19 protein-coding genes and 5 pseudogenes are annotated in these 22780 nt (G+C 39.6%); 13 read left to right on the top strand and 11 right to left on the bottom strand.

The genetic code is table 11. The annotated features are described in order from the left end of the window. Positions 1-5: 5 nt before the first annotated feature. A pseudogene (locus tag FTU87_RS15250) lies at positions 6-584 on the bottom strand (class I SAM-dependent methyltransferase); the annotation flags it as partial. Between the two features lie 151 nt (positions 585-735). On the opposite strand from FTU87_RS15250, the gene FTU87_RS12305 reads away from it, so the two are divergent. Together FTU87_RS12305 and FTU87_RS12300 are read left to right on the top strand one after the other, a co-directional pair. Next, positions 736-1065, top strand: a complete 330-nt coding sequence (locus FTU87_RS12305) for a DUF4236 domain-containing protein (RefSeq protein ID WP_180086283.1) — start codon at positions 736-738, stop codon at positions 1063-1065. A 99-nt stretch (positions 1066-1164) separates the two neighbouring features. Beyond that, positions 1165-1479 carry a hypothetical protein gene (locus FTU87_RS12300; protein WP_096911306.1) on the top strand — a complete coding sequence of 105 codons (315 nt, stop codon included), beginning with the start codon at positions 1165-1167 and terminating at the stop codon, positions 1477-1479. A gap of 69 nt (positions 1480-1548) precedes the next feature. Here FTU87_RS12300 and FTU87_RS12295 read toward each other — a convergent pair whose 3' ends face one another. Continuing rightward, positions 1549-1812, bottom strand: a complete 264-nt coding sequence (locus FTU87_RS12295; RefSeq protein WP_148334865.1) for a hypothetical protein — start codon at positions 1810-1812, stop codon at positions 1549-1551. A gap of 363 nt (positions 1813-2175) precedes the next feature. Between FTU87_RS12295 and FTU87_RS12290 the strand changes: the two genes are divergently transcribed. The 7 genes and pseudogenes from FTU87_RS12290 (at position 2176) to FTU87_RS12260 (ending at position 11126) form a co-directional block, all read left to right on the top strand. Next, a complete protein-coding gene (locus tag FTU87_RS12290; RefSeq protein ID WP_180097509.1) occupies positions 2176-2850 on the top strand; it encodes a hypothetical protein in 675 nt (224 codons plus the stop codon). After that, positions 2851-5128, top strand: a pseudogene (locus tag FTU87_RS12285) (hypothetical protein). Continuing rightward, entirely contained in the window at positions 5112-8297 is a 3186-nt protein-coding gene (locus FTU87_RS12280) for a tyrosine-type recombinase/integrase (protein WP_180097507.1), read from the top strand. Before FTU87_RS12285 ends, FTU87_RS12280 begins: the two are co-directional and overlap by 17 nt. A 130-nt stretch (positions 8298-8427) precedes the next feature. Beyond that, positions 8428-8790, top strand: coding sequence for an MbcA/ParS/Xre antitoxin family protein (locus tag FTU87_RS12275; RefSeq protein WP_159138971.1), 363 nt, complete (start codon positions 8428-8430; stop codon positions 8788-8790). A gap of 291 nt (positions 8791-9081) precedes the next feature. Beyond that, a complete protein-coding gene (locus FTU87_RS12270) occupies positions 9082-9342 on the top strand; it encodes a helix-turn-helix domain-containing protein (protein WP_180097521.1) in 261 nt (86 codons plus the stop codon). A 189-nt stretch (positions 9343-9531) separates the two neighbouring features. Then, complete coding sequence (locus tag FTU87_RS12265; protein WP_004282130.1) at positions 9532-9840, top strand: helix-turn-helix transcriptional regulator; 309 nt, start codon at positions 9532-9534, stop codon at positions 9838-9840. Beyond that, the gene (locus FTU87_RS12260) at positions 9837-11126 is read left to right on the top strand and encodes a type II toxin-antitoxin system HipA family toxin (protein WP_180075631.1); all 1290 of its coding nucleotides are present in this window, start codon (positions 9837-9839) and stop codon (positions 11124-11126) included. The genes FTU87_RS12265 and FTU87_RS12260 overlap by 4 nt, the downstream gene beginning before the upstream one ends. Positions 11127-11143: 17 nt before the next feature. On the opposite strand, the gene FTU87_RS12255 is transcribed toward FTU87_RS12260, so the two are convergent. Beyond that, complete coding sequence (locus tag FTU87_RS12255) at positions 11144-14491, bottom strand: DEAD/DEAH box helicase (protein ID WP_180072816.1); 3348 nt, start codon at positions 14489-14491, stop codon at positions 11144-11146. Between the two features lie 264 nt (positions 14492-14755). Next, positions 14756-15649: pseudogene (locus FTU87_RS12250) on the bottom strand (IS481 family transposase); the annotation flags it as partial. A gap of 207 nt (positions 15650-15856) precedes the next feature. On the opposite strand from FTU87_RS12250, the gene FTU87_RS12245 reads away from it, so the two are divergent. The 4 genes and pseudogenes from FTU87_RS12245 to FTU87_RS12230 all read left to right on the top strand — a co-directional run. Then, complete coding sequence (locus FTU87_RS12245; RefSeq protein WP_159138966.1) at positions 15857-16159, top strand: helix-turn-helix domain-containing protein; 303 nt, start codon at positions 15857-15859, stop codon at positions 16157-16159. A gap of 64 nt (positions 16160-16223) precedes the next feature. After that, positions 16224-16412: pseudogene (locus FTU87_RS12240) on the top strand (type II toxin-antitoxin system HipA family toxin); the annotation flags it as partial. 115 nt (positions 16413-16527) lie between these two features. Continuing rightward, on the top strand, positions 16528-16764 hold the full coding sequence (locus FTU87_RS12235; protein ID WP_002058193.1) for a VF530 family DNA-binding protein: 237 nt from the start codon (positions 16528-16530) through the stop codon (positions 16762-16764). A gap of 251 nt (positions 16765-17015) precedes the next feature. Continuing rightward, a pseudogene (locus FTU87_RS12230) lies at positions 17016-17327 on the top strand (ion transporter); the annotation flags it as partial. Positions 17328-17430: 103 nt separating this feature from the next. On the opposite strand, the gene FTU87_RS12225 reads toward FTU87_RS12230, so the two are convergent. From FTU87_RS12225 to FTU87_RS12195, 7 genes are all read right to left on the bottom strand, one after another. After that, entirely contained in the window at positions 17431-18510 is a 1080-nt protein-coding gene (locus FTU87_RS12225) for an ArsO family NAD(P)H-dependent flavin-containing monooxygenase (RefSeq protein WP_005093691.1), read from the bottom strand. Between the two features lie 94 nt (positions 18511-18604). Beyond that, positions 18605-19309: an arsenical resistance protein ArsH gene (arsH, locus tag FTU87_RS12220; protein WP_035337425.1), complete on the bottom strand. Its 705-nt coding sequence runs from the start codon at positions 19307-19309 to the stop codon at positions 18605-18607. A gap of 4 nt (positions 19310-19313) precedes the next feature. Continuing rightward, entirely contained in the window at positions 19314-20354 is a 1041-nt protein-coding gene (gene arsB, locus FTU87_RS12215) for an ACR3 family arsenite efflux transporter (protein ID WP_005093695.1), read from the bottom strand. A gap of 5 nt (positions 20355-20359) precedes the next feature. Continuing rightward, entirely contained in the window at positions 20360-20833 is a 474-nt protein-coding gene (locus FTU87_RS12210) for an arsenate reductase ArsC (RefSeq protein ID WP_074382687.1), read from the bottom strand. 6 nt (positions 20834-20839) lie between these two features. Next, positions 20840-21160 (bottom strand): metalloregulator ArsR/SmtB family transcription factor, encoded by a 321-nt coding sequence (locus FTU87_RS12205; protein ID WP_005093699.1) that lies wholly within the window; start codon positions 21158-21160, stop codon positions 20840-20842. Positions 21161-21352: 192 nt separating this feature from the next. Continuing rightward, positions 21353-21592, bottom strand: a complete 240-nt coding sequence (locus FTU87_RS12200) for a thioredoxin family protein (protein WP_005093701.1) — start codon at positions 21590-21592, stop codon at positions 21353-21355. 19 nt (positions 21593-21611) lie between these two features. Next, the gene (locus tag FTU87_RS12195; RefSeq protein WP_180072818.1) at positions 21612-22631 is read right to left on the bottom strand and encodes a permease; all 1020 of its coding nucleotides are present in this window, start codon (positions 22629-22631) and stop codon (positions 21612-21614) included. Between the last annotated feature and the right edge of the window lie 149 nt (positions 22632-22780).

The following is a 22780-nucleotide window of genomic DNA, read 5'->3' as shown; positions in this document are numbered from 1 at the left end:
GATTGCTTTTCCCATATTACGTTGATCCACTCTTCTGTACGGTCTGGACGTTTATCTACAGTAAGCCATTGCTGTAACAGTAAAGCCTGATCTATTTGTTTGAGTAAGTCGTAAGCTTGCTGCTCATTCAAGTCAGTAAAGCTGCGCCCTTCTTTCTCACGGTCTGTATCGCCATATTTAAAAGACATGTAACACACCCCATTTGGCTTTAATGCTTTAAATATGCGCCCCAGCACTTCAGTCAGGCGATCTCTTTCACAGTGCAAAAGAGAAGCACAGGCCCAAATACCATCATACTTAGCTACTTCATTCAGCTCATAAAAACTTTGCTGACGTACCTCGATGCCTGTCAGCTCTCTCGCCTTTTCAACCAGCTCGGCAGAATAATCAATTGCCTCAACTTGATAGCCTTTTTTCTTAAATGCCAAAGTGTCCCGCCCCGAGCCACAGCCCAAATCCAAGATCAATGCCTGTTCGGGCAAATATCTTAGAAATGGTGCGTAAAGACTTTCCATCTCAACCTGATAGGTATTTTCAAAAAATGCTTGAGCATGTTGATTGTAATAATTTGATGTTTGATTCATTGTCTAAAAGCCAATATCTTATGTTAAAGAACATACTGATATTTCACTAGATAAGTCAAATGATCAGTCCTATGAATGAATCAAACTCTTATTTCACTGTATCCGGACAACTGAGATAGAAACCAAACTGGTTCTTGTAAATGGAAAAAATATGGGCTTCAGATTTCGCAAGAGTATTAAAATATTACCTGGATTAAAAATCAATCTGACGCATAAAGGCATTAGTAGCGCGAGCATTGGCAAACCTGGTGCTTCTTTAAATATTGGCAAAAAAGGCACCCGAACCAGCGTTGGTATTCTTGGCACAGGCCTATCCTATTCAAAACACCAGCCCTATAAGAACAGAGTTGGCAACCAAAAAAATCCTACTCAGGAACAACAATCGTTCTATACATCACATACTGAGCAACCCAAATCGAATGTCTGGATTTGGGTGATTTTTGGATTATTTTGTTTTATTGTCGGGGCAATTATTTTTTAAATTTAGCCATTCTTTGTACCCCATAATCTCCACTGCTAGGCAAAATTTAATTCATTCATTACTATGGAAGGATGTTAAATACAATAAAGGTTGCCGCTGATGTCTGATCATGACAGTACTCTGGATTATGATGAAAATGATTTAATCGACTCTCCCTTATCTCAAGTTTTACAAGAGGATAATGAGCAAATTGAAATTCTAATTTATCGATTACCTGATAGTGACTGGACACTGGAAGTGGTGAACCAAAGTGGTACTTCTACTGTATGGGATGAAACATTCCCGTCAGATCAGGAAGCTCTATCTGTCGCTTTAGATGGAATTAAAGCCGCAGGCGGTATTCAAGCATTTTCCGAACTCAGTGACCTCGAAGCAAAGAAAAATATTTTTCCTGAATCCCTTACTCGCCATTAAAAATGAAGTTGCTGGCTTGAATCTGAATCAGTATTTTCTGGATTCTTAGAACCTATCGCGATGATAGGTTCACTTCAACCCAAACCCATCCAGGGTTGAAGGGTCAAAATTTTCATCAAACATAAACTCATCTGCTCGCTCTTTTTTTAATGTCGCCAAGGCATAAAAGAAACATTTCTCACATAACTGTAACTCATATTTTTCACCATCATGCTTGGAGCCATAACCCCAATGTGCGGATAAATTTCCAAACTCCAGTTTCGTTGATTGGTTGCATACATCACATACAACATCTGTAACGACTTCTACCTGTTTCAGTTGTTTAATTTCCATATACGGCTCCCGATATCAATCAAGTTAAATTTATCTACATACTTATCAAAAATTGATTCCTGTTTGGTTTTAATTACCATTAAAAAAGATCAAATTTGAGCATTGTTATTGTAATAATCAACTGTACTCATCCCTACTGTATTCATTGTAATCTGCTATGTGAACATCATAATAGAAACATGATATTTTTTGCCAACTCACAAATCTAGCTAACTAATAGTGATTATCTAATCGAGGAGGAAAATTTGAAACTTTCAATAATAAAAAAACTTTAAAAACAAGAAAAAAATGATGCCTCCTGCCATATTCAAAGACTCCAAATATACGTGAATATTACTGTATTATTTTTATTCAATAGCACACATGGATTTGACATCTGAACTAATTTTAAAGTTTCCAGAAAAACAGACAAAAATTGTAAAAAATTTCAAAAAAAGCAGAATCATCATTCATCCACACGCGTATGGTTTCAACCTATGTTACTTAAATATGTTTAAAAATCTCGTTACCGATTTAGATATTTCTAATCGTATAAAAGAACTGCATGTGTGGAAAACCTCAGAATTTGATAGCTACACCATCTTCAATAATATTCACTTATATTTAAGCCATTTAAAACAAGATGTTAAAGAAGTGTCTTTAATTATTCATCAACAGCCATCTTTTTCAGATGACGAATTAGCATTTCTGAAAGAGTTATGCAGTCGTGAGTTTATTCAATTCATCAAATCCGCAAAATTTGACATTAAGTCTTTGAACCCACGAAAAACATTGCACTTGATTAATACACATCTTTCACGTCAAACACTATTAACCCTTAACAAAGAATCATCTTTGAAGCCACACCATCAAATGAGTCTAGAGTTACTTGCACACTTGCTTTCATGCTCTCGAAACCAACTCAATCAGCGGATGAAAAAGATCAAGCAAGAACGTACACAGATTTTTAATGAATTATCACTACACAGCAGATGTGTAAAAGATCTCTTAGATCACTCAAATAGCGATCTGAGTGCAGAAAAAATTTGGAGATCATAAATGTCTAATGATCTAAACGAACATTTTTGATTTACCAATCGTTTCAATTAAAAGAACAATTGAAAAATTGTTCGGTGATGAGCAATTTGAACGTGCACAACATATCAACTTTGTGATTGAACTATTGTCTTCTCAACAGACTGACAACTCTCTAGATGGTCTCAATCTCGATTGCTTTGACATCGATGTAGAATTTCAGTCAAATCTGCCCAAACCGTCAGTAATTTCTTTTAATAAAAAAGTTAAGATCAGCGATCTACCGATCACTTCATATATCAATTCAATTTCGCAATTATCTGAATCGCAGACGCATGCAAAAAATTGGAATATTCTAGTTTTAAAAGCGGCCATTTATTTAATTGCTCTTCCTGAGCTCAGGCCAGATCTTTTTAAACAAGCACACGCAGAACACGTCAATACCGTAAAGCGCTTATTCCAGCGCTTTAGGACTGCAAATAAAAACTTAGATACTGAAAAAAAATATCATAATACAGAAGAGTATAAACGCCTCTGGAATGTCTATCTTAAAGATCTAACGCTGAGCTTAGAGCAATTTATTCAACATCTAATCACATTAGATACGGATGAATTGCCTGAGTTTGATCGCAATCTACTCAATGATATTCGCATTACTTTTAACTACGTTTTAAAAAACAAAGCGAAGATTGCACGTGCCAGTACCGATACACAGCTTCAACATCAGTTTCTTGATGAAGAACAATTCATTGAAGAAAGTATCGAAATCAAAAAAGGTGCTACATCTAAAGCACTGAGTATAGAAACGTTAATTGATAAGCCGCTTCATCGGCAAATTGTTGTCAATCCAACTCACGTCACACCACTTGCAGCACATTCAGAAACGAGTCAAAACTATGTTCTACCGCTTGTTGCAAAACATATTCAACGCAAAGAACATTTACTTACGTCGAGTAGTTTTTTCCCGAATCCATCTAGCGTGAACCATCTACTGAAAAGACTTCATCTGGACTACTCTGAACATCAAAATAAAAGTGCTCTGATCTTGATGCTCGCATTTTTAACAGGCAACAGTGTGAATGAGTGGCTATATATACAAAGCAAGCGAGCTAAAAACTTAAATAACCGCCAAAAATTGATCTATAAAAATGATCAGTTCTTCTTAAACAGTAAATTTAATGTATTTGAGAACCGCAATTTTGAGTATTCAGACAACTTGCTCAATCAGACGATCTATTTAGATATTCCAATACCCAATCTATTCATTACGGATCTACGTGAGATGGATTCGGTTAGTTTCGATGAGATACAGCAATATTTACGCAGATTAAGACAAGAGTTATTCATTCCAAAATTGTCTGTCGTGAAAGTAAGCTCTCTTCTACATCATACTATTCTTGCAAAAACAGGGAATAAACAACTCGCAGATTTAATCACAGGGATTGATGCAAATCAGTCATCATCTGTTTCTTATTGTCATCAAAATATCCCACGATTACATGCACAATATATTGATATTCTTAAATCGCTTTGTGCAGATGTAGCGAGCACATATGAAAGTTATGCAACTATTTCACTACCTGATGCAAACCTTAATTTTGGCAGTCGTAAAGCGCCAAAATCACAGGTCGTTACAGAGATTTTTGCTGTATTAAAATACAATATTTTTTCACAAGCCGAAGATGATCTGATTGCTATATACAACCGCTACAACATATGGATGTGGCATCTCCTCCTGCTTTTTACAGCAGCACGCCCCGTTGCTGAATTCCCTGGATTTCTTAAAAACTTTAATTTAAAACGCCAAATTTTAATGGTTTCTGACAAAGAAGTAGGCGGCCGTAATGGATTTGGACGTCTAATCCCGCTTTGTTCATTTTTAGTTGAAGAGATAAAAAAATTCCTTAACTTTTTAGAATATTTTTCGATTCAAATCGCGATGAATTACCCACTTTTAAGTGATGTCATACAACAAATAGAAACAAGTAAGTTACCCTTGCTTGGAATCATTCAAAATAACAAGTGGACACCAATAAGACTTTCTACAGTCAAAGATTTCTATCCTGAATTAGGACTTGCTCATGAAAATTGGCATCGCCACACAGCTCGTGCATTTTTGACTCATAAATTTTCTGAACCTGAAATTTTAGCTCTATTTGGGCATGAACTCATGCAACAAGAAGCAGCACATCCATTTTCCAGTTTATCGCTCTCTCAATTTTCTAAAATTGCAGATATTTTAGAGCAAATGAAAACATATTTTAAAATTACAGGTGTTGAAGCTCATGTCATCACGCAATAAAAAAATCTCAGAAAAACGCTATGCTGAAGACAGACGTCAATTCAAACGAGATAAGTCAGAAAAGGACATACGAGCTGATGCAGAACAAAAGCTCCGACAATACTTTGATGAACAAAAATTCTCAACTGAAGACTTAATTCAAGCTTATCCTGCGATTTATGAGTTTATTAAACGTAAAGCACCAAATTTGGCTTGGAAAAAATATGCACATGAATTGTTCCGAACATATATTAAAGATCTCAATAAGAGCAATAACCTAGACTTCCCATTACCTTATCTCACCTTTGAGATGAAACGCGATGAACCAATTTTCACCCTAAATTGGATCCAGGCCAGTCATGAAATTGACATCATTCTCGAAAAACTGTGGGACTACTGGATTCTTGCTCAAGATAGCTCGACGTTTTCTGATGATGAAATTATTGCGAATATCTTGCTCTGCTCAATGCTATATGGTGGACTAAGTCAAACAGCAACATTAAATGCTTTGCTCGAACATTTAAAAAATCCGGCAAAAATCCAAAAAATTTGCGATTTTAATATCATCTTTTTAGAGCCACTTTCTCGAAGCTATGGCGATCTATTTGTTGATGAGAAAACAATTCGAAAATCACGTAATTTTGTTCCAGATCAACTAACACGCCTTTGGCTCATACATTTCAATACAAGACAAATACGTGTCATCAATCTAGACGTGGATGCATATCTTCGTCTCATCTTTCAAAAAATAAAACATCCATACAGCAACAAGACTTTTAAGTTTTTACGTGATTACTCCAATTTTAATTGGCTACAACTGCAGAATGCAGATGTTGATCCTGCCCTCTCACAATGTTTGTTAGAAACCACACTCACGTGTGGTTTATCAGAACATGAGTTTGAAAACTTTGCATTCCCAAAATTTAAAACTCAATTAATTGATGAAATCGAAAGAAATGTCTCTTCTACAGCCAAAGCCCTACCAGATCTCAATACGTCTGAAGCAGTAGAAAATGTCATATTTATTCATAAAAACTTGCTGAAAATTATTCGCACATCATCAACGGAACAACCCATTGCTGAACTTATTATTGATTTTTGCCTGCGTCACCAAGAACAGTTTAATGAGTTTTCTAAACGTATTATTTTATGGCTCATCAGTCTCTATCGACCAAGTTCCGAGCAAATCAAAGATCTAGTCATTCACTTTGATATTGATATAGATCAGTACATGAAATCATTTCAAGATAATCAAAAACTCGCAGATAGTTCAATCTATACATACTACACTCGGATCGCAGAACCTTTTTTAACTCATGCCTTACAATACTTCGATGTCGACGATGACATTAATGATCTACTGAACAAAATTTATCAACAAATCATCAGCAATACACGCCTTGCTGACGAAGCCAATCAACCCGAATTTAAGAAGTCTAAAGACCAAACGATCCGCATGTTGAAACGTTTTCATACCTTCCAACAAATTGTTTTTCAAGCAGAAGATTTCGAACTTGAATTTATCGCATCGCAAAGTCGACCTCGTGCACGCATCATTGGTCACACAGCCTTCCAAGTAATATTAAAGAAGTTAAATCAGCTCTTACATGACCAATCCATCTCAAACCATCACTATAAATTATTAAAAATCATTTATGTTTTGGCCTACCGTACTGGTATGCGTATTAACGAAATACTCGGGTTACGTGTAAAAGATATCGAGGGTTTAGATCAATTTTCTATCTGGGTTCAACCTTATGGTTCAAAAAAACAAGGGAATCAACATCTGCTCAAAACTGATAGTGCGGAACGGATTGTGCCTGCCTACACTTTGCTTAAAGATGATGAGTACCAATTCTTTAGCGATTTTATTGTTGAAAAACGTTTAGAGAATAAGAAAAGTTTATATTTATTCAGCAACTTGAATGAAAATAAAAAACTGAATAAACACACTGTCACTGTGCCCCTAAAACTGATATTGAATCAGGTCTTTAAAGAGCATCATTACTCCTTTCACTCTTTTCGTCACACGGCAGCGAATCATTTATCGCTTTTACTGAACTGTGAATATGCACCACTTGTGCAAGAGCTGACTGACTATAGTGAAAACGAATATGAAAAAATTCGAGCTGAACTTCTTCAAAATCAACATGGACAAAACCATTGGTTTGTTATTGCACATCTTTTAGGGCATATAGAACCCGTTGAAACTTTCAAAAGTTATATTCACTTTAGTTATCTCATTGCTGGTCAAAAACTACTGAAACATCATCCAGATATGCCAAATGAACTGGCTAAAAAAATCATGGGCTACAATGCAACGTTTAAAAATTTGAAAATAACAACGGATGAAAAAGACTTTAATTTTGAAAAAAATCAGGCAGTTCTAGCAACTATATTATTGAACGATCAAACAAACTGGCTCCAAAGTAATGCTACTGACATTCTTAACGAACTGTCAGTACAAACAAATCAACCCCATGACTTTTTTGCTTTTTTCGCCGGCACAGAGGATTCTAAAATTTCACTTCAACGCTTTTATGAAACACTCAACTTATTAGAGACTACTCACGATCCTAAAAGTGCAGCTCAACGTATATGCTTACCAGAAGAGCTCGTAAATTATTGGTATGAAAATGCCCTAAATTTAGCAGACATTAAATCAAAAAAAGGGAATCCTCGTTTATTTAGTATTGATAGCTCAACCCTTTTAAAGCCAGCGATGCTTGATACCGCTGAAGAGCTTCACGCTGTGACTTATTTTTTTGAACATCTACAGAAAATAACTCGCAAAAATCCAATACAAATTGAATTCATTTTGAATGTATTTTTGAGTCGAGTGACCGCATCACACACAGGTATCCATTATCGCTGGAAGGATATCAATCATCTCGAACATTTTTATTCCCAGGTTAAGGCTTTATTTCCTGCCAAATTTTGGCACTTATTTGGACAAGATTTGCAAACAAAGTTAGATGCTAAACAACAGCCTCAACTTTTCAAATTAGCAAAAGCATCAACAGATAAACATCCATCAACTCAAGAGGAATTTCCTCGTCTACAACTCTACTCAGTAAAAGATGGTCATGCTCTTGCTGCATTTAAATTTTGCTTACATCTAGCCTGTATCGGTAGACCACGATCTCTTGAACTTAAAGCTGAAGGTCTAAAAATAACTACATGCTGTTAAATAATTTAACCGTTGCTTCCTTATCTAAAGCCAAATTTAATATATCTTTAGTAAAAATTGGATGTCTGATCAACGATAATTAAATAGTATAAACTCTATGAATTAGCAGCGTCTGAAACAGGGATCGGTCATGCGTACAACATCAGAAAAAACTGCAAAACAGAAAATGATATTAGCTAAGGCAGTTTTAGCTGCTGCTGAACGACTTGGTCTTGCACACGATCAACTAGCCTTAATACTGAATATAGATTCAGTGAAAAATTTAACCTCTCTTGAATTAGATCCCACTTCAAAACAGGGAGAAATCGCCCTCACTTTAATCCGTATTACCACATCACTAGATGCTCTGACAGGTGGGGATACAGCCTGGATGCAGCATTTTATAAAATCACCCAATAAATTGTTGAGTGGTATTCCAATAGAACAGATTCAGAACCCTCAGGGATTGGCCTCTGTTTTACAATTGGTGGAAGGTCTTCGGGCTAAACTTTAAGATAAGCAAAGTATTACAGAAAAATTTGAAAGTGATAGTCCTCTCCAATAATTCAAATGCGAGGTATAAGAATCCCCTCTTCTTCTCAAGATGTATATGTCTGGCCTAATTCCGTCAATTAATTGCGAACTGCTGCTATATATTGGATTTTATTAACCTGATGCGAGGCAAATCCTCCTTATAAATTCAATAGCTATTCAAGAACCATTATAAAAAGTTTGCTATATAGCGAACATTCACCATAATTAGTTAAAAGTTTGCTATATGGCTAACAAAGTTTCGGGAGCAAAAATGGCTACAAGAGGTGAAATAGGTAAAAAAATACGTTTGGCAAGAAAAGGATTGGGCTATACACAGAAAAGTCTTGCAGAAAAAACTAAAGTCAATAAAACAACAATTTCAGAGATAGAGAATGGCCGTTTTACAGGTTCATTTGACATATTTGAACGTGTGCTTGATGGCGTGGGTTTACAATTCGAAGTGAATAAAAAAAAATTTAACTTGCCCCAATGGGATGAAATTGAAGCAATATTTTCGGAAGATGATGAATGAAATTATTTACAGGCTCTATCATTTGATATTTACGTCCAACAATGCAAAATCAACAACAACTTGAACACCCATTTCTCATACAAGTAGGGCTATTTTACAGATCGAAATGATAAATTCATAAATTGCTTTTCAAAAAAAAAGAAACTAATATGTTTCTTATATGACCTAAAAGCAATAAATGTATCTACAATGAATAAGTCTTTACTTCAGCAAATCAAAAAAAGACGAACCCAATTGGGCTTAAAGCAAGTTGATATGCAATCCCGTACAGGCATTTCAAGACAGCAATACCAAAAGCTGGAAAGTCAGGGTAACCCTCGATTAGAGACCTTAGAAATTATCGCGGCAGGATTAAATGCTCAACTGATGCTCATCCCTGATGATAAGGTTCATTTGATTAGACAATTATTGAATGATGAAATTAAAGTCACTATTGAAGATCAGGATGACTTAATGACTAACCCATGGAAGGGTCTTCTCGGAGGAGAGGAACCATGAATACTGTTGCCGTCCTGAAATTAACATTACATCACGCTGTCGTTGGATACTTGGCAGGATTTCAGAGCGGAAAAAATATTCTGGTTTTTACAGATTCTTTCCGCTTTGATCAGCAACGTCCGACCTTGAGCCTGCTGACTTCCCCCTTGTATCCTCAAGCAGATAAAATTTTAGAAAAGACCTATGTTACACATCAGCGCTTACACCCCTTGCTATCAAACTTGCTACCAGAAGGGGCATTACGTGAACTGATTGCACAAAGCCTCAAAGTACATATAGACAATGAATTTCAGTTATTGGCAGATTTAGGTCATGATTTACCTGGAGCACTCATTGCGACTCCATTAGATCCAGAAGAAATTCCAGATGAAATAAAATTCAAACTGCAGATCTCGAATCCAGATCAAATTTTAAAGCAAGAGATTCGAACAGATAATAAGTTTTCCTTGGCCGGCGTCCAAATGAAGTTTTCCATGAAAGCCAAAGATGGGCGTTTTACACTAGCACAGGCAACGGAAACGACTCTACTCGGGGACTGGATTATCAAAACTCCTTCTTCCAGACATGCTTTTGTTCCGCTAAATGAATATTCTATGATGACCCTTGCCAAAACGGTCGGAATAGATGTCCCTGAGATTCGCTTGGTGGATATGGCCCTTTTACAAGACCTTCCACCATTAAATTTACCCCAAGAGCAATATGCTTTCGCAATCAAAAGATTTGATAGACAGAGTACTGCTGATACTACAGAGCTTATTCACATCGAAGATTTTGCTCAGATCTTCGGCGCATATCCACATCAGAAATACAGCACCACAAATTATGAGCAGATAGGAAAGATCATTTATCAATTTTCAGATAACAAAATTATTGATATTCAGCAATTTGCCAGCCGTTTACTCGTCAATATTTTACTCGCCAATGGAGATGCGCACTTAAAAAACTGGAGTATGATTTATCATGATAAAAGTGCACCCAGATTATCTCCCGCATACGATATATTAATGACCAGTGTATATATTGAAAATGAGCGTCATTTCGCATTAAATCTTGCCAAAAATAAAGATTGGTATTTAGCTGAGATGAAACACTTTGAAGAATGGGCTGAAAAAGTCGGTGTTCCATGGCGTGTTATTGAAAAACAACTTCACGCGATCATGGACAAAGCACGGTCAGTATGGCCAGTGCTATTACTAGACTTACCTATGATTCCTGCTCATAAAGAAAAATTAAGACAACATTGGAAAAAATTGCATCCGCACTTTCAGATACTTACAAATGATTAGGGTAATCTGAAACCAAACTAAAATTTCTCAAACAAGTTCATCACGTCATTTTCCGTCAGTTTCGCTTCGCCCTCATGATCTGTACTTAGAATAGAGTGTGCCAGTTCTGCTTTATTTTGCTGTAAGGCAAGAATTTTTTCTTCTATGCTTTTATTGGTAATCAGCTTATACACAAATACCGGCTTGTCCTGTCCAATCCGCCATGCACGATCTGAAGCTTGATCTTCAGCAGCAGGGTTCCACCATGGATCATAGTGAATGACTGTATCTGCGGCGGTTAAATTCAGACCGACCCCTCCTGCTTTCAGACTGATTAAAAATACCGGCACTTGTCCAGACTGGAATGTAGTAATAGCTTCATCCCGTTTCTTGGTCTTTCCAGTCAGTTTCACATAGCCAATTTCTGCGTGATGGAGCTGCTGCTCAATCAGTTCCAACATTGAGGTAAACTGAGAGAAGATCAGAATTTTTCGCCCCTCTTCCACCATTGGAACGACCATATCCATCAACTGTTCAAGTTTGGCAGAGTGTGCCTGCCCGGTTTTCACTGAATCCAGCTTTAGTAAGCTAGGATGGCAGCACACCTGACGTAGCTTCAGTAAGGCATCTAAAATTTGAATTTGACTACGTTTAAAGCCTTTTTCTGCCACAATTTTCTGAATGCTGGCTTGCATCGTGGCACGAACAGCCTCGTATAGCTTGGATTGCTGTTCATTCATATCAATATTGACTTCAATCGTGGTTTTTTCTGGCAATTCTTTGGCAACGTCAGTTTTCAAGCGACGTAAAATAAAGGGTTTAATGCGGTTTACCAACTTTTGCCTTAACTGCTGATCACCGCGTTTTTCAATCGGATAGCGGTATTTTTTATTAAAGATTTCTTGTGAATATAAAAATCCTGGCATCAGAAAATAAAATAGTGCCCACAGCTCACCCAAATGATTTTCCATAGGTGTACCGGTTAGACATAGGCGATGTCGTGCTTTTAATTGCCGTACCACCTGTGCAGCTTTGGCACGCGGATTTTTGATATTCTGCGCTTCATCCAAAATGAGTTGATGATATTCATATTGCTTCAGTTGCTCTTCATCTCTCGCCAAGAGCGGATAGGTGGTTAACACAATGTCATATTGTGAAATCTGCTCAAAATACTGATGGCGGTCGGGGCCCTGTAGCAGCAGTACCTTGAGCTCAGGTGTAAATTTTTCCGCTTCTTTGAACCAGTTATGCATCAGCGATGTGGGTGCAACAATTAAGGCGGGGCTGTCCTGCAAATGACCAGCCTGCTTTTCCATGAGTAAATGCGCTAAAGTTTGTGCTGTTTTGCCCAAGCCCATATCATCTGCCAGAACCCCGCCATGCTGGGTTTCCCTTAAAAACTGTAACCAGCCTAAGCCCTGCTGCTGATATGGGCGCAATTCCCCCTGAAAACCTTGTGGTGTCGGCAGTTGTTGCTGATAGCCTTGTTTGAATTTCTGTACAAATTGCTGCAGCTGGTCACTGACCTGCCATGTCATCCCAAGATTATGCTGTAATTCTAATAGTTGACTCGCATCATAGCGATCGATACTGCGCTCTTCTTGCTGTAAAATGCTCTGCAGATGCAACAATACCGGCTTAATGTCCCTGGCGGATAGAGCCAAATCAGGTTGATCCACTGCAGTTTTCAGGGTGAAAATTTGGCTGTCATTCAGATAACTAAAAGTCCGTGGATCAAGTAAATCAGGATTTTTTTGCACCAAAGCTACGATTGCATCGAGCAAATCATAACAATTGCCTGCACTGTCCTGAACCGTCGCCCCGATATCGAACCAGTCCTGCTGGCTTTCAGATTCAGTGATGGAAATATTTAAATTTTCAACATATTGCAGCTTAAATGGGCTGTGTTCCAGATGCTCTATCTGCCATCCCATCAATTCAATTTGATTGATGGGCATCAGCTGCTTGATCCAGTCTCCATAGAAAGCAAAAACCATAGAATCGAGACGTTGTTTATCCAGTTTTAATTGCTGGTAATAGCTAAGATCTTTCACCCACTCCAGTGATTCGACCAACAATTGTAAACGCTGGATTGCCTGTTGTTCCTGAACAAAATCCCGAAGCTGTCGCACCATTTTGCCATGCTGCTCACCAATAAAACTGTCACCTGATGTACCTGCTTTTATTCGCCCACCTGCATAGGAGAATTCAATTTCAGCACAAACAGACTCCTCTAATTTCCAATCAAATTTATCTAAAACACCAAAGCGTAAAATTGGCTGGGGGCTACCCTCAAGGACCTCAACATGCTGAATAGACTCGGGCTGAGGCAGATTTTTCACGTCTGAATATTGATGAGTCAGTTGCTCAAACTCTGGCAAGAGCGTAGCTGGAAGATCAGGCATCTGTAAAAAATGGTAGAGCAGATTTGCCGTATATTCACCATATAACTGGCCCACCGTGTTCTGTTGAATATCCACATAACATGGTGGCTGGCTCGCGAGAATCTGGATATGTGGATTTGATTTTAAATCGAGTCGAATATCGCCATTGACCAATTCAATGTTTAAATGCTCCGTCTGTTTGTTGACACCTTGTTCCCAGATCAATTCGATGTGATAGCCTTGTTCTGACCATTGAAGTGCAGCATAGCTCTTTTTTTGCCAGTACACATCGCCACTTTGAATAAAAGATTTAAAGTGCTCCAATGAAATTCCGGAGATATCAAGATTGCTTTGATAAAAACGCTCGTCGCTGTTTATTTTGGCGTAATAATAAATCTGGTTAAATAATTGTCGTTTTTGTTCCGGTAAAGTCAGATGCTTTCTGGTGATATTTTCATAGTGCGTATAATCACTTTCACCGGCAATCGAGCCATTTTTATTGCGTCTGGCCTTCTGCACCACAAGGGTCAATTTCTTTGAGCTGACAGACTGATTTAACAGGTAAATTAAACATGTGTTTGTTTTGGCAGGCTGCTCAGGTTCAGTCTGTTGTAAATACCGTTTAAAATCATTCAACCAGCGTTGCGCCTGATCATACCCCTGTTTGCGTTTTGCGATTCCCTGTGGGGATTGAGAGTCAGCATAACGCTGCTGAAATTCCTGGCGATATTCCTGAAAGAATAACCGCGCTAAAGCCGCAGCATGTTTACAGTTATATCCAACCGGACAAGTGCAGTCGTCATCAATTAAACGGTCTTTTTGGGGATTATAGGTAATCGCAGTATCATAATAATCTGTCCCTTCAATTTGGGCATACATCGTGACACCGTCTTTTTCCTCAAAGAACTCAATCGTTTCCCTATCAATGTGTTTAGCATAGCTAAGGCTGCGCTGAATAGTTGCAGTACTAAAGCGAGATAGAAAATTGATCAATGAGGACATAATTACCAGACACTAAAAATGTTTATACAATTATAACGGACAAAGCTGTCATTTCAGAACAGTAGCCGAACTGCTCAACCTGAGCACAGATTCGACTCACTCAATAGGAATATTGTGAATAAAGACAATCAAATTCGAGAAGTTAAACAGTTCATTGAGATCGAAAATATCCTGATAGAAAGTGATCATTTCTTCACAACAGTTAATTTTAAACCAAATGGGGTCAAAAGTTTTAGCATTGTTTCTATGTGTGATTCATAGAGATCATTTCAATTTAGCGATCTCTAGATCCGTCTTGTAATTGGCATGTTGAATCCGTTCATTTGAGGGGTTGTATTGCTTCTGGACTTCATCTGAGAAAGGAGTTTCTTCACATAATTCAAAGTACCTCTCCATCGGTGTTTTACCTTTCAACGCTGAATGTGGTCTCATCCAGTTATAGTAATGCTGCCATTCGGCTAGCTTGTCTTGGATATCCTCAGAATCGATATCTACAGTAGCGTAGAACTCAGATTTATCAGTTTTTTGCGAATGCTCTACCTTGCCATTCAGATGAGGTGAACCTGGTTTATTTGGCCTAAATTTGATTCCATGCTGCATCATTTTTTTCTGTACTTTTTCAGCAAAGAATTCCCGCCCACGATCGGTCTGTATTCGCTGTATGGGAAAAGGCATTTCTTCAATTACGCAGTCTAAAAAGTCGAGAGTATTCGCTGCTGTTCGGCGTTTATATATCCTTAAAACGCGATATCGTGTGCAGTCATCGATAGATGTGTACTGATATAGTCCTGGACCCAGTTTACAGGTATCCATTTGAATTCTATCGCCTGATAATGGGCGTTCATAACGAATGAAATCTGCTTTACGACGGAATTTTTTAATCGGTTTGACTTGATGGGTGGATAGTACTTTATGGATAGTCGCTAAGGACAACGAGACTCCGTGCAGCCTCATCAATTCTGTTTGCAAACGTCGAGCACCAAAATTTCTAGCTGAGCGCATTTCTAATATTAAGGCTTCTAGCTCAGCATTGATTTTAGTATTTGGCGATTTTAAGGGACGTCTACTCTGGCTACTTAATCCATCAATACCTTGCTCAGAATATCGTTTCCACCACTTGCGTAACGTTGGTCTAGAAATGCCACATCTCCGACAAACCCGGTACGGTTCACTCGGCAATGATTTATTTATTACCATAGATTGTATTAGATTCCATTAGATTGTAAATGTCTAATTAGATTTCTTTAATCTACTAATAGGATCTAATCAGGCCAATAAAGCACCTTCTTACCGATCAACTGGTTTATTTTATAACTCCATTATTTTGTGGTTTAATAGACATATATGGACATAAGACCCAATATTATGGATTTAAAATTCAGAAAACCTGAAGAAGTTGTTGGATTATTATGTGAGAGGCTTCGTAAAGAACGACTTTATCTGGAAATGACTCAGGCAGATGTTGCTGCACGTGCTGGTATTGGTGTGAATACAGTATCCAATCTGGAAGCAGGTCGAAATGTTTCATTTGAAAATTTAGTACACGTTGCCATGGTCCTAGGCCGATTACAAGAATTAGAGGAACTCTTCAAACCTCATTTAAACAGTGTAGATGATATTCTTCGCTATGAGAGCAATACGGCTCGCCAACGTATCAAAAGGAAATAAATCCATGCTCAAAAAACTTAATGTTTACTACAATGAATGGGGTGAATATTGGCTTTAGGGTACACTGGTCTCCTCAACAGCAATCACAGGTCGACCATTAATTGCCTTTGAATACAGTGCTGAAGCGATCCGTAAAGGTTTAGAGCTTTCCTCTTACCTACTTCCATTAAAAGGTGACCCATTAAGAAAAAACTTTCCTACACAGCACATGGGATTACCAAGTCATATATATGATGCATCACCCGATGGCTGGGTGTGCTCCAGAATTTTGGTGGCTATTCAGTCCATCATTACTTACATTCCAACTCTCTAGTTTTCCAACTAGCCCAGGTTATAATAATGGCCACCCAAAATACGATTGATCTATTATGAACACCTCCAATGACCCTTTACACGGCAAAAAACTTGCTGACATTTTGGATGAATTATTGGATTACTACGGTGGCTTTGAAGGTTTAAGTCGTAAAATTGAAATTAGATGTTTTTGCATAGACCCAAGTGTTAAATCATCATTGCGATTCTTGCGTACCACACCATGGGCACGTGAAAAAGTAGAAAGCTTATATTTGTACGTCTTACGCCAAAAGGCAAAACAGAAACCGTAGCCCCAGGCAACACCCCTCTCATTATAAAATTATACCAGTCAGTAAAACACCTTTAGATTAAGCATGTGTATGTTGGTTATTATTGTTGATTATCACAATAAATTAGTGACCAAAAATCAAAGTACCCCACCCTACCTTAAATTACACCACACAAAATAAAAACTCTATACAACTGTTATATATAGAGTTTATTAAAATACCAATTATGTTATTTAGTGTATTTTATGTCGGTGACTCTTGCCAAGGTTGGGGTCATTACCATTTTAGGGGTAGGTCTGGCAGCACTTCCTGCGGGTATTCTGGCCAATGGCCTGGCCAATGAGCTGAGACAACGCAAACACAAGCTGGAATTAAGATTTCGTGAACTGCTTGATGACGCAGAAATTGACTTGATTGAAGATCAAGAAAAAATTGAAACTTTACGTAAAGAAGTCGGGCTGAGCACAGAGCAAATGCAGGATATCCTGTTAGAGCTTATTCATGAGCGCAAGAAAGAACAACTCGAGCAGGAAAAAAACAAGTATTTCTTCTGCCCGCATTGTGGGCATAAGTTACCTGATTAAAAGGTAGCCAGATCATCGCGAGCATCAGACCATAGGATATGATACTTGTTGCAGGCAGATGCTATTCACTCAATTTTTTCGTTTGAAGCAGGATCAAGTCATTTCAATCTAAAAACGCAGCGATTTCATCGGCCACTGCCCTGGATGTCCGGGAAACTCCGACCAGCGTCGCCGAAGCAGCACCGGTCCATTCCCCATAACCGACCAGCCATAAATTCGGCAGCTGAACCGAGCGGCCATCCTTCACTGCGATGGTCTGGTCCTGCTGGATAATCCCGAGGCTGCTAAGATGATTCAGCGCCGCCTTAAATCCGGTACACCAGATCACTGCATCCACTTGCGCGGTGCTGCCATCTTCCCACATCACGCCATGTTCGGTAAAAGCCGAAAATGGACGCTTGCTCTGTAAAACGCCTCGCTCACGTGCCTCTTTGACTGAATCAATCATGACAATATCGCCCAGACCACCAATGGGCTGCTCGATCTTTCTACCTTGCTGCTGGGCTTTCAAACGCTCGGTCGCCCTTAAGAACAGGACACGGCCATCGACATCATCTGCCAGAAATTGCGGCGGTGTCTGGGTGATCCAAAGCGTTTCAGCTACCTGGGAAACCTCGGCCAGGATTTGCGCACCGGAGTTGCCACTACCCACGATCATGACTTTCTTGTTTTTAAATAACTCAGCATTTTTATAATCTGCTGAATGAAGTTGTATACCCTGAAAATGCTCACGACCTGCATACTCGGGAATAAATGGTTGGCTCCATGTCCCTGTAGCGCTTACCACCGCTTTGGCTTTCCAGGATTGTTCCCCGGCATAGACCTCTAAATATGTCCCTTTGTTTTCCACGCGCTCCACATGCACCGGACGAACTACAGGAAAGTGATAGCGCTGCTCATAGGCGGTCAAATAATCGATCACCTCATTGCGGGTCGGATAGGTCTGTTCGGTCGCCGGCATCATCCAGCCCGACAGCGAACTCCAGCTATTGGGGGAGAAAAGACGCAAGGACTCCCAGGCATGCTGCCAGGCACCTCCAGGCTGAGGCTGATCATCCAGGATGATAAACGGAATATTCTTGCGCTTTAAGAAATAAGCCGTGGACAAACCGGCCTGTCCAGCACCGATGATGATCACATCTGTTTCGATCTGTTTTATGTCCAAAGCCTTTTCCCCTTGCATTTTTCTGTCGTTCTTGATGCAGCATCCCGCTTTTTCAGCGGGTTTCTGCTGATTTCTCTGATTGACCGGACAGCCTGATCAAGCAAATTCAGTCTTACAAACTGCGCTGATTTACCCGTTTGGAAAGCTCTTCAGCCGATTCCTTGCGTTCTGAATAACGATCTGTCAGGTATTTGCTTTGACCACGAGTCAGCAAGGTAAATTTATACAGTTCTTCCATCACATCCACAATCCGGTCATAGAATGCTGATGGCTTCATTCGTCCATCTTCTTCAAATTCCAGGAATGCTTTTGGAATTGAAGACTGATTTGGAATCGTGATCATCCGCATCCAACGCCCCAAAACACGCATCTGGTTCAGACTGTTAAAGGACTGTGATCCCCCACTGACTTGCATCAAGGCAAGGGTTTTTCCTTGAGTGGCACGAATTGCGCCCCCTGCCAGTGGAATCCAGTCAATCTGGGATTTAAAGATGGAACTCATAGAACCATGTCGTTCCGGTGAACACCACACCATGCCTTCTGACCATGCTAAAAGTTCATGCAACTCTTTTACTTTTGGATGCTCAGTATCCGCATCTTCAGGTAAAGGAAGCCCTTTAGGATGAAAGATTTTTACTTCTGCCCCAAAATATTCAAGGATTCGACCAGCTTCAAGAACTGCAAGGCGACTGTAAGAACGTTCCCGATTAGACCCATAGAGCAGTAAAATCCGAGGAGGATGAGCTAGTTCTTTGGCTTGGACTTTTTCAAAGGTGGGTTGTTCAATAAGATTTGGATCTACGTTAGGCAGGTTCATCATATCAAGCCTCTTTAAAATATTTCTTTCTTAGCCACAGTGAAACACTCACTAAAGCAATTAACACAGGTACTTCAACCAATGGCCCAATAATCGTGGTAAAAGCAACCGGCGAAGCAATACCAAAAGTTGCAATGGCGACTGCAAGTGATAATTCAAAATTATTTCCAGCCGCAGTAAATGAGATTGCAGCAGTTTTTGGATAATCATTGCCCATCCATTTACTCATAAAGAAGCTAATAAAGAACATGGCCACAAAGTAAATGATTAAAGGAATCGCGATGCGTAAAACTTCCAGTGGAAGACTCACAACATCACCCCCTTTTAAGCTAAACATGGCCAAAATCGTAAACAGCAAAGCCATTAAACTCAGCGGGCTGATTTTTGGAATGAACCTGGTTTGATACCATTCCACGCCTTTTTGTTTCACCAAAATTAAGCGCGTTAAGAAACCCAATAAGAACGGAATTCCAAGATAAATCAGAACAGCATGGGTAATGGTCCAGAAGCTAACATTGATCACTTGAGCTTCAATACCAAAATATGGCGGAAGGAAGGTCAGGAATAACCAGGCGTAGGTACTGAAGAATAAAATCTGGAAAATACTGTTAAACGCCACCAATGCTGCAACATATTGGTTATCACCACAGGCCAGACCATTCCACACCAGTACCATGGCGATACATCGAGCTAAACCAATCAGGATCACGCCTGTCATATACTCTGGATAGCTATGCAAAAAAATCACAGCCAACGCAAACATCAGTACCGGAGCAATCAACCAGTTTTGAATTAAAGATAGCGTCAGGGTTTTTTTATCCTTAAACACTTGTGGCAAGGTCGCATAATCCACTTTTGCCAGGGGTGGATACATCATCAGAATCAGACCAATCGCGATTGGAATATTGACTGAATTAATACTGAATTGATCCAGAGCAACCGATGCTTGAGGAAAAAAGTTTCCTATTGCGATGCCTAACGCCATGGCAATAAAAATCCACAGCGTCAGGTTGCGATCTAAAAAGGACATGCGTTTTTCAGACATGTGACTTACTCAACATTCGAAATTTGATTAATCGCTGCAATCAATTGTGAGCGAGAAAGTTCATCTACGTTAAGTTTAAACAAAGTATCCAGGCGACGATTGATATGTTCAACAGTGTTCATAAAGGCTTGCATTTTTTCTTCTTTATCCACCTCTAAATGTGACGGATCAGACAGGCCCCAGTGCGCCTTGATCGCTCCGCCAAGATAAAGAGGACACGCTTCCTGTGCAGCCGCATCACAGACGGTAATCACCACGTCTGGCTGATACTGTTCACAGGCATCAATCGTCTTGCTGGATAAGCCTTTAGTCGACAAGCCCAGATTGTGCAGGGTTTCAAGCGTCAAGGGATGCACCTGACCGGAAGGTTTGCTGCCAGCACTGTAAGCGACCCAGCCTTCTGGCGCACGGCTATTGAACAACACTTCAGATAGAATGCTGCGGCAACTGTTCCCCGTGCATAAAAACAAAAATTTCATGAAAACTTACTCGCAATGGCTCTGAATCGATAGAGCGGAAGAATCAAATAAAACCGGAACGTCACTACGTTTCAGTACGTCCAGAATTTCAAAGCACCAGGCCGGTAATTGCGGATTGAGGCTGTAGTACACCCACTGGCTTTGCCGACGATCGTTGAGCAGACCGCAAGACCGCAACAAGGCCAAATGCCGTGAAATTTTTGGTTGGCTTAACTGCAGTTTATCGGTCAGATCACAGACGCATTGCTCTTTATTTTCCGCAATCAGCAGGACAATACTGAGACGTGTTTCATCAGATAAACATTTAAAAAACTGAACGTGGTCCATAGCTGCTCCCCTTCTATTATGCAAATATATACATATCCATATATATAGTAAATAGTACAAGTGAAAAATTATATCTGGATCAGGATATCACAGCCAGAAAGCGCTGGATTTAACAGTTTCCCTCTTCTTCCAATATAGAAAAACCAGCGACTTGAACCACTGGTTTTCTTCGCTACAACTTTAATTTTGAAGTTATTTATTTTTCTCGATCAGTTCCGCGATAGCCTGAGCTTCCAGAATTTTACCACTCGATACGATTTTACTGTCAATCATCAGACCCGGTGTGCTTAACAGTCCGGTTTCGGCAATCTGCATCATATCCGTGACATACTCAATGTCCGCTTTGACACCGGTGCTTTTCACTGCTTCTTCAGTTGCAGCCAACAGGGCCTTACATTTACGGCAGCCTGTACCCAAAACTTTAATTTTCATCTTTTATTCTCCATACATTTTATAAAAACCAGTCACCCAAAGTATTCAGGCTATAGCCAATAATCAAGATTCCCACAAAAACGATCCCTATAAACAGGCTCAATAAGCGGGTTTTCACCACCTGTTTTAACAGGATCAGGGATGGCAGGGAAAGTGCTGTTACCGCCATCATAAAGGCCAATACCGTCCCCAACCCCACACCTTTCACCACCAAAGCTTCTGCAATCGGCAAAGTGCCAAAAATATCTGCATACATCGGTATGCCTATGATTGTAGCAATCAGTACGGAATACCAGTGATCCTGACCAAGCAAGGCGGTAATCCACTGTTCAGGAATCCAGTTATGAATTGCCGCGCCAATCCCTACGCCAATCAACACATACATCCAGACCTTGCTAAAGATTTCCACCACCTGTTCCCAGGCAAATTCCCGGCACTCTTTCGCAGACATTTTAAAATCTTCATCACCCTGAGCTGTACTATTTTGCGTAACAAATTTAGCGACATACTTTTCCATTTTGAAAAAGCTGATGAGTGATCCACCAATAACTGCCAAAATCAGACCAAGAACCACATAGATCATGGCAATTTTCCAGTTAAAAATACTGGCCAATAAAATAATCGAAGCCAGATCGACTAAGGGAGATGAAATCAGAAAGGAAAAGGTCACCCCCACAGGCAGTCCGGCACGGGTAAAACCGATAAACAGCGGAATGGAAGAACAGGAACAAAATGGGGTAATGGTGCCGAGCAAGGCCCCCATGATATTGGCTTTGATCCCGGTCATGCGTCCCAGAATCTGCCGGGTGCGTTCAGGCGGAAAATAACTCTGGATATACGACAGGCTATAGATCAGGACTGAGAGCAGAATAAAGATCTTAAAAACATCATAAATAAAGAAGTGAATACTGCCACCGAGCCGGGTCACCACCGATAAACCGAAGACATTTTCGACCAGCCAGCGCACGCCTTCCGAGAGCCAGGTCATTTTAAGCAGCACATCATTCAGCCAGGCAAAAATCGCGATTATGCTTTCCATTTAAAGCTCCTGGTTTTAGGGGGATGAGATCAGGTCGATGCACTCATCGGCAGATTTTTGAACCATTGACCTGCGCAACAGTTTCCAGTCGGTAGCCTGTGTAAGATTTGAAAAATGGTACTCTCTGTCAAAACCTGATACGGGGAAAC

Origin of the sequence: Acinetobacter sp. YH12156, from assembly GCF_013418235.1 — a bacterium.
Classification (GTDB): domain Bacteria; phylum Pseudomonadota; class Gammaproteobacteria; order Pseudomonadales; family Moraxellaceae; genus Acinetobacter; species Acinetobacter pseudolwoffii.
This window is presented reverse-complemented; position numbering and strand designations above follow the sequence as displayed.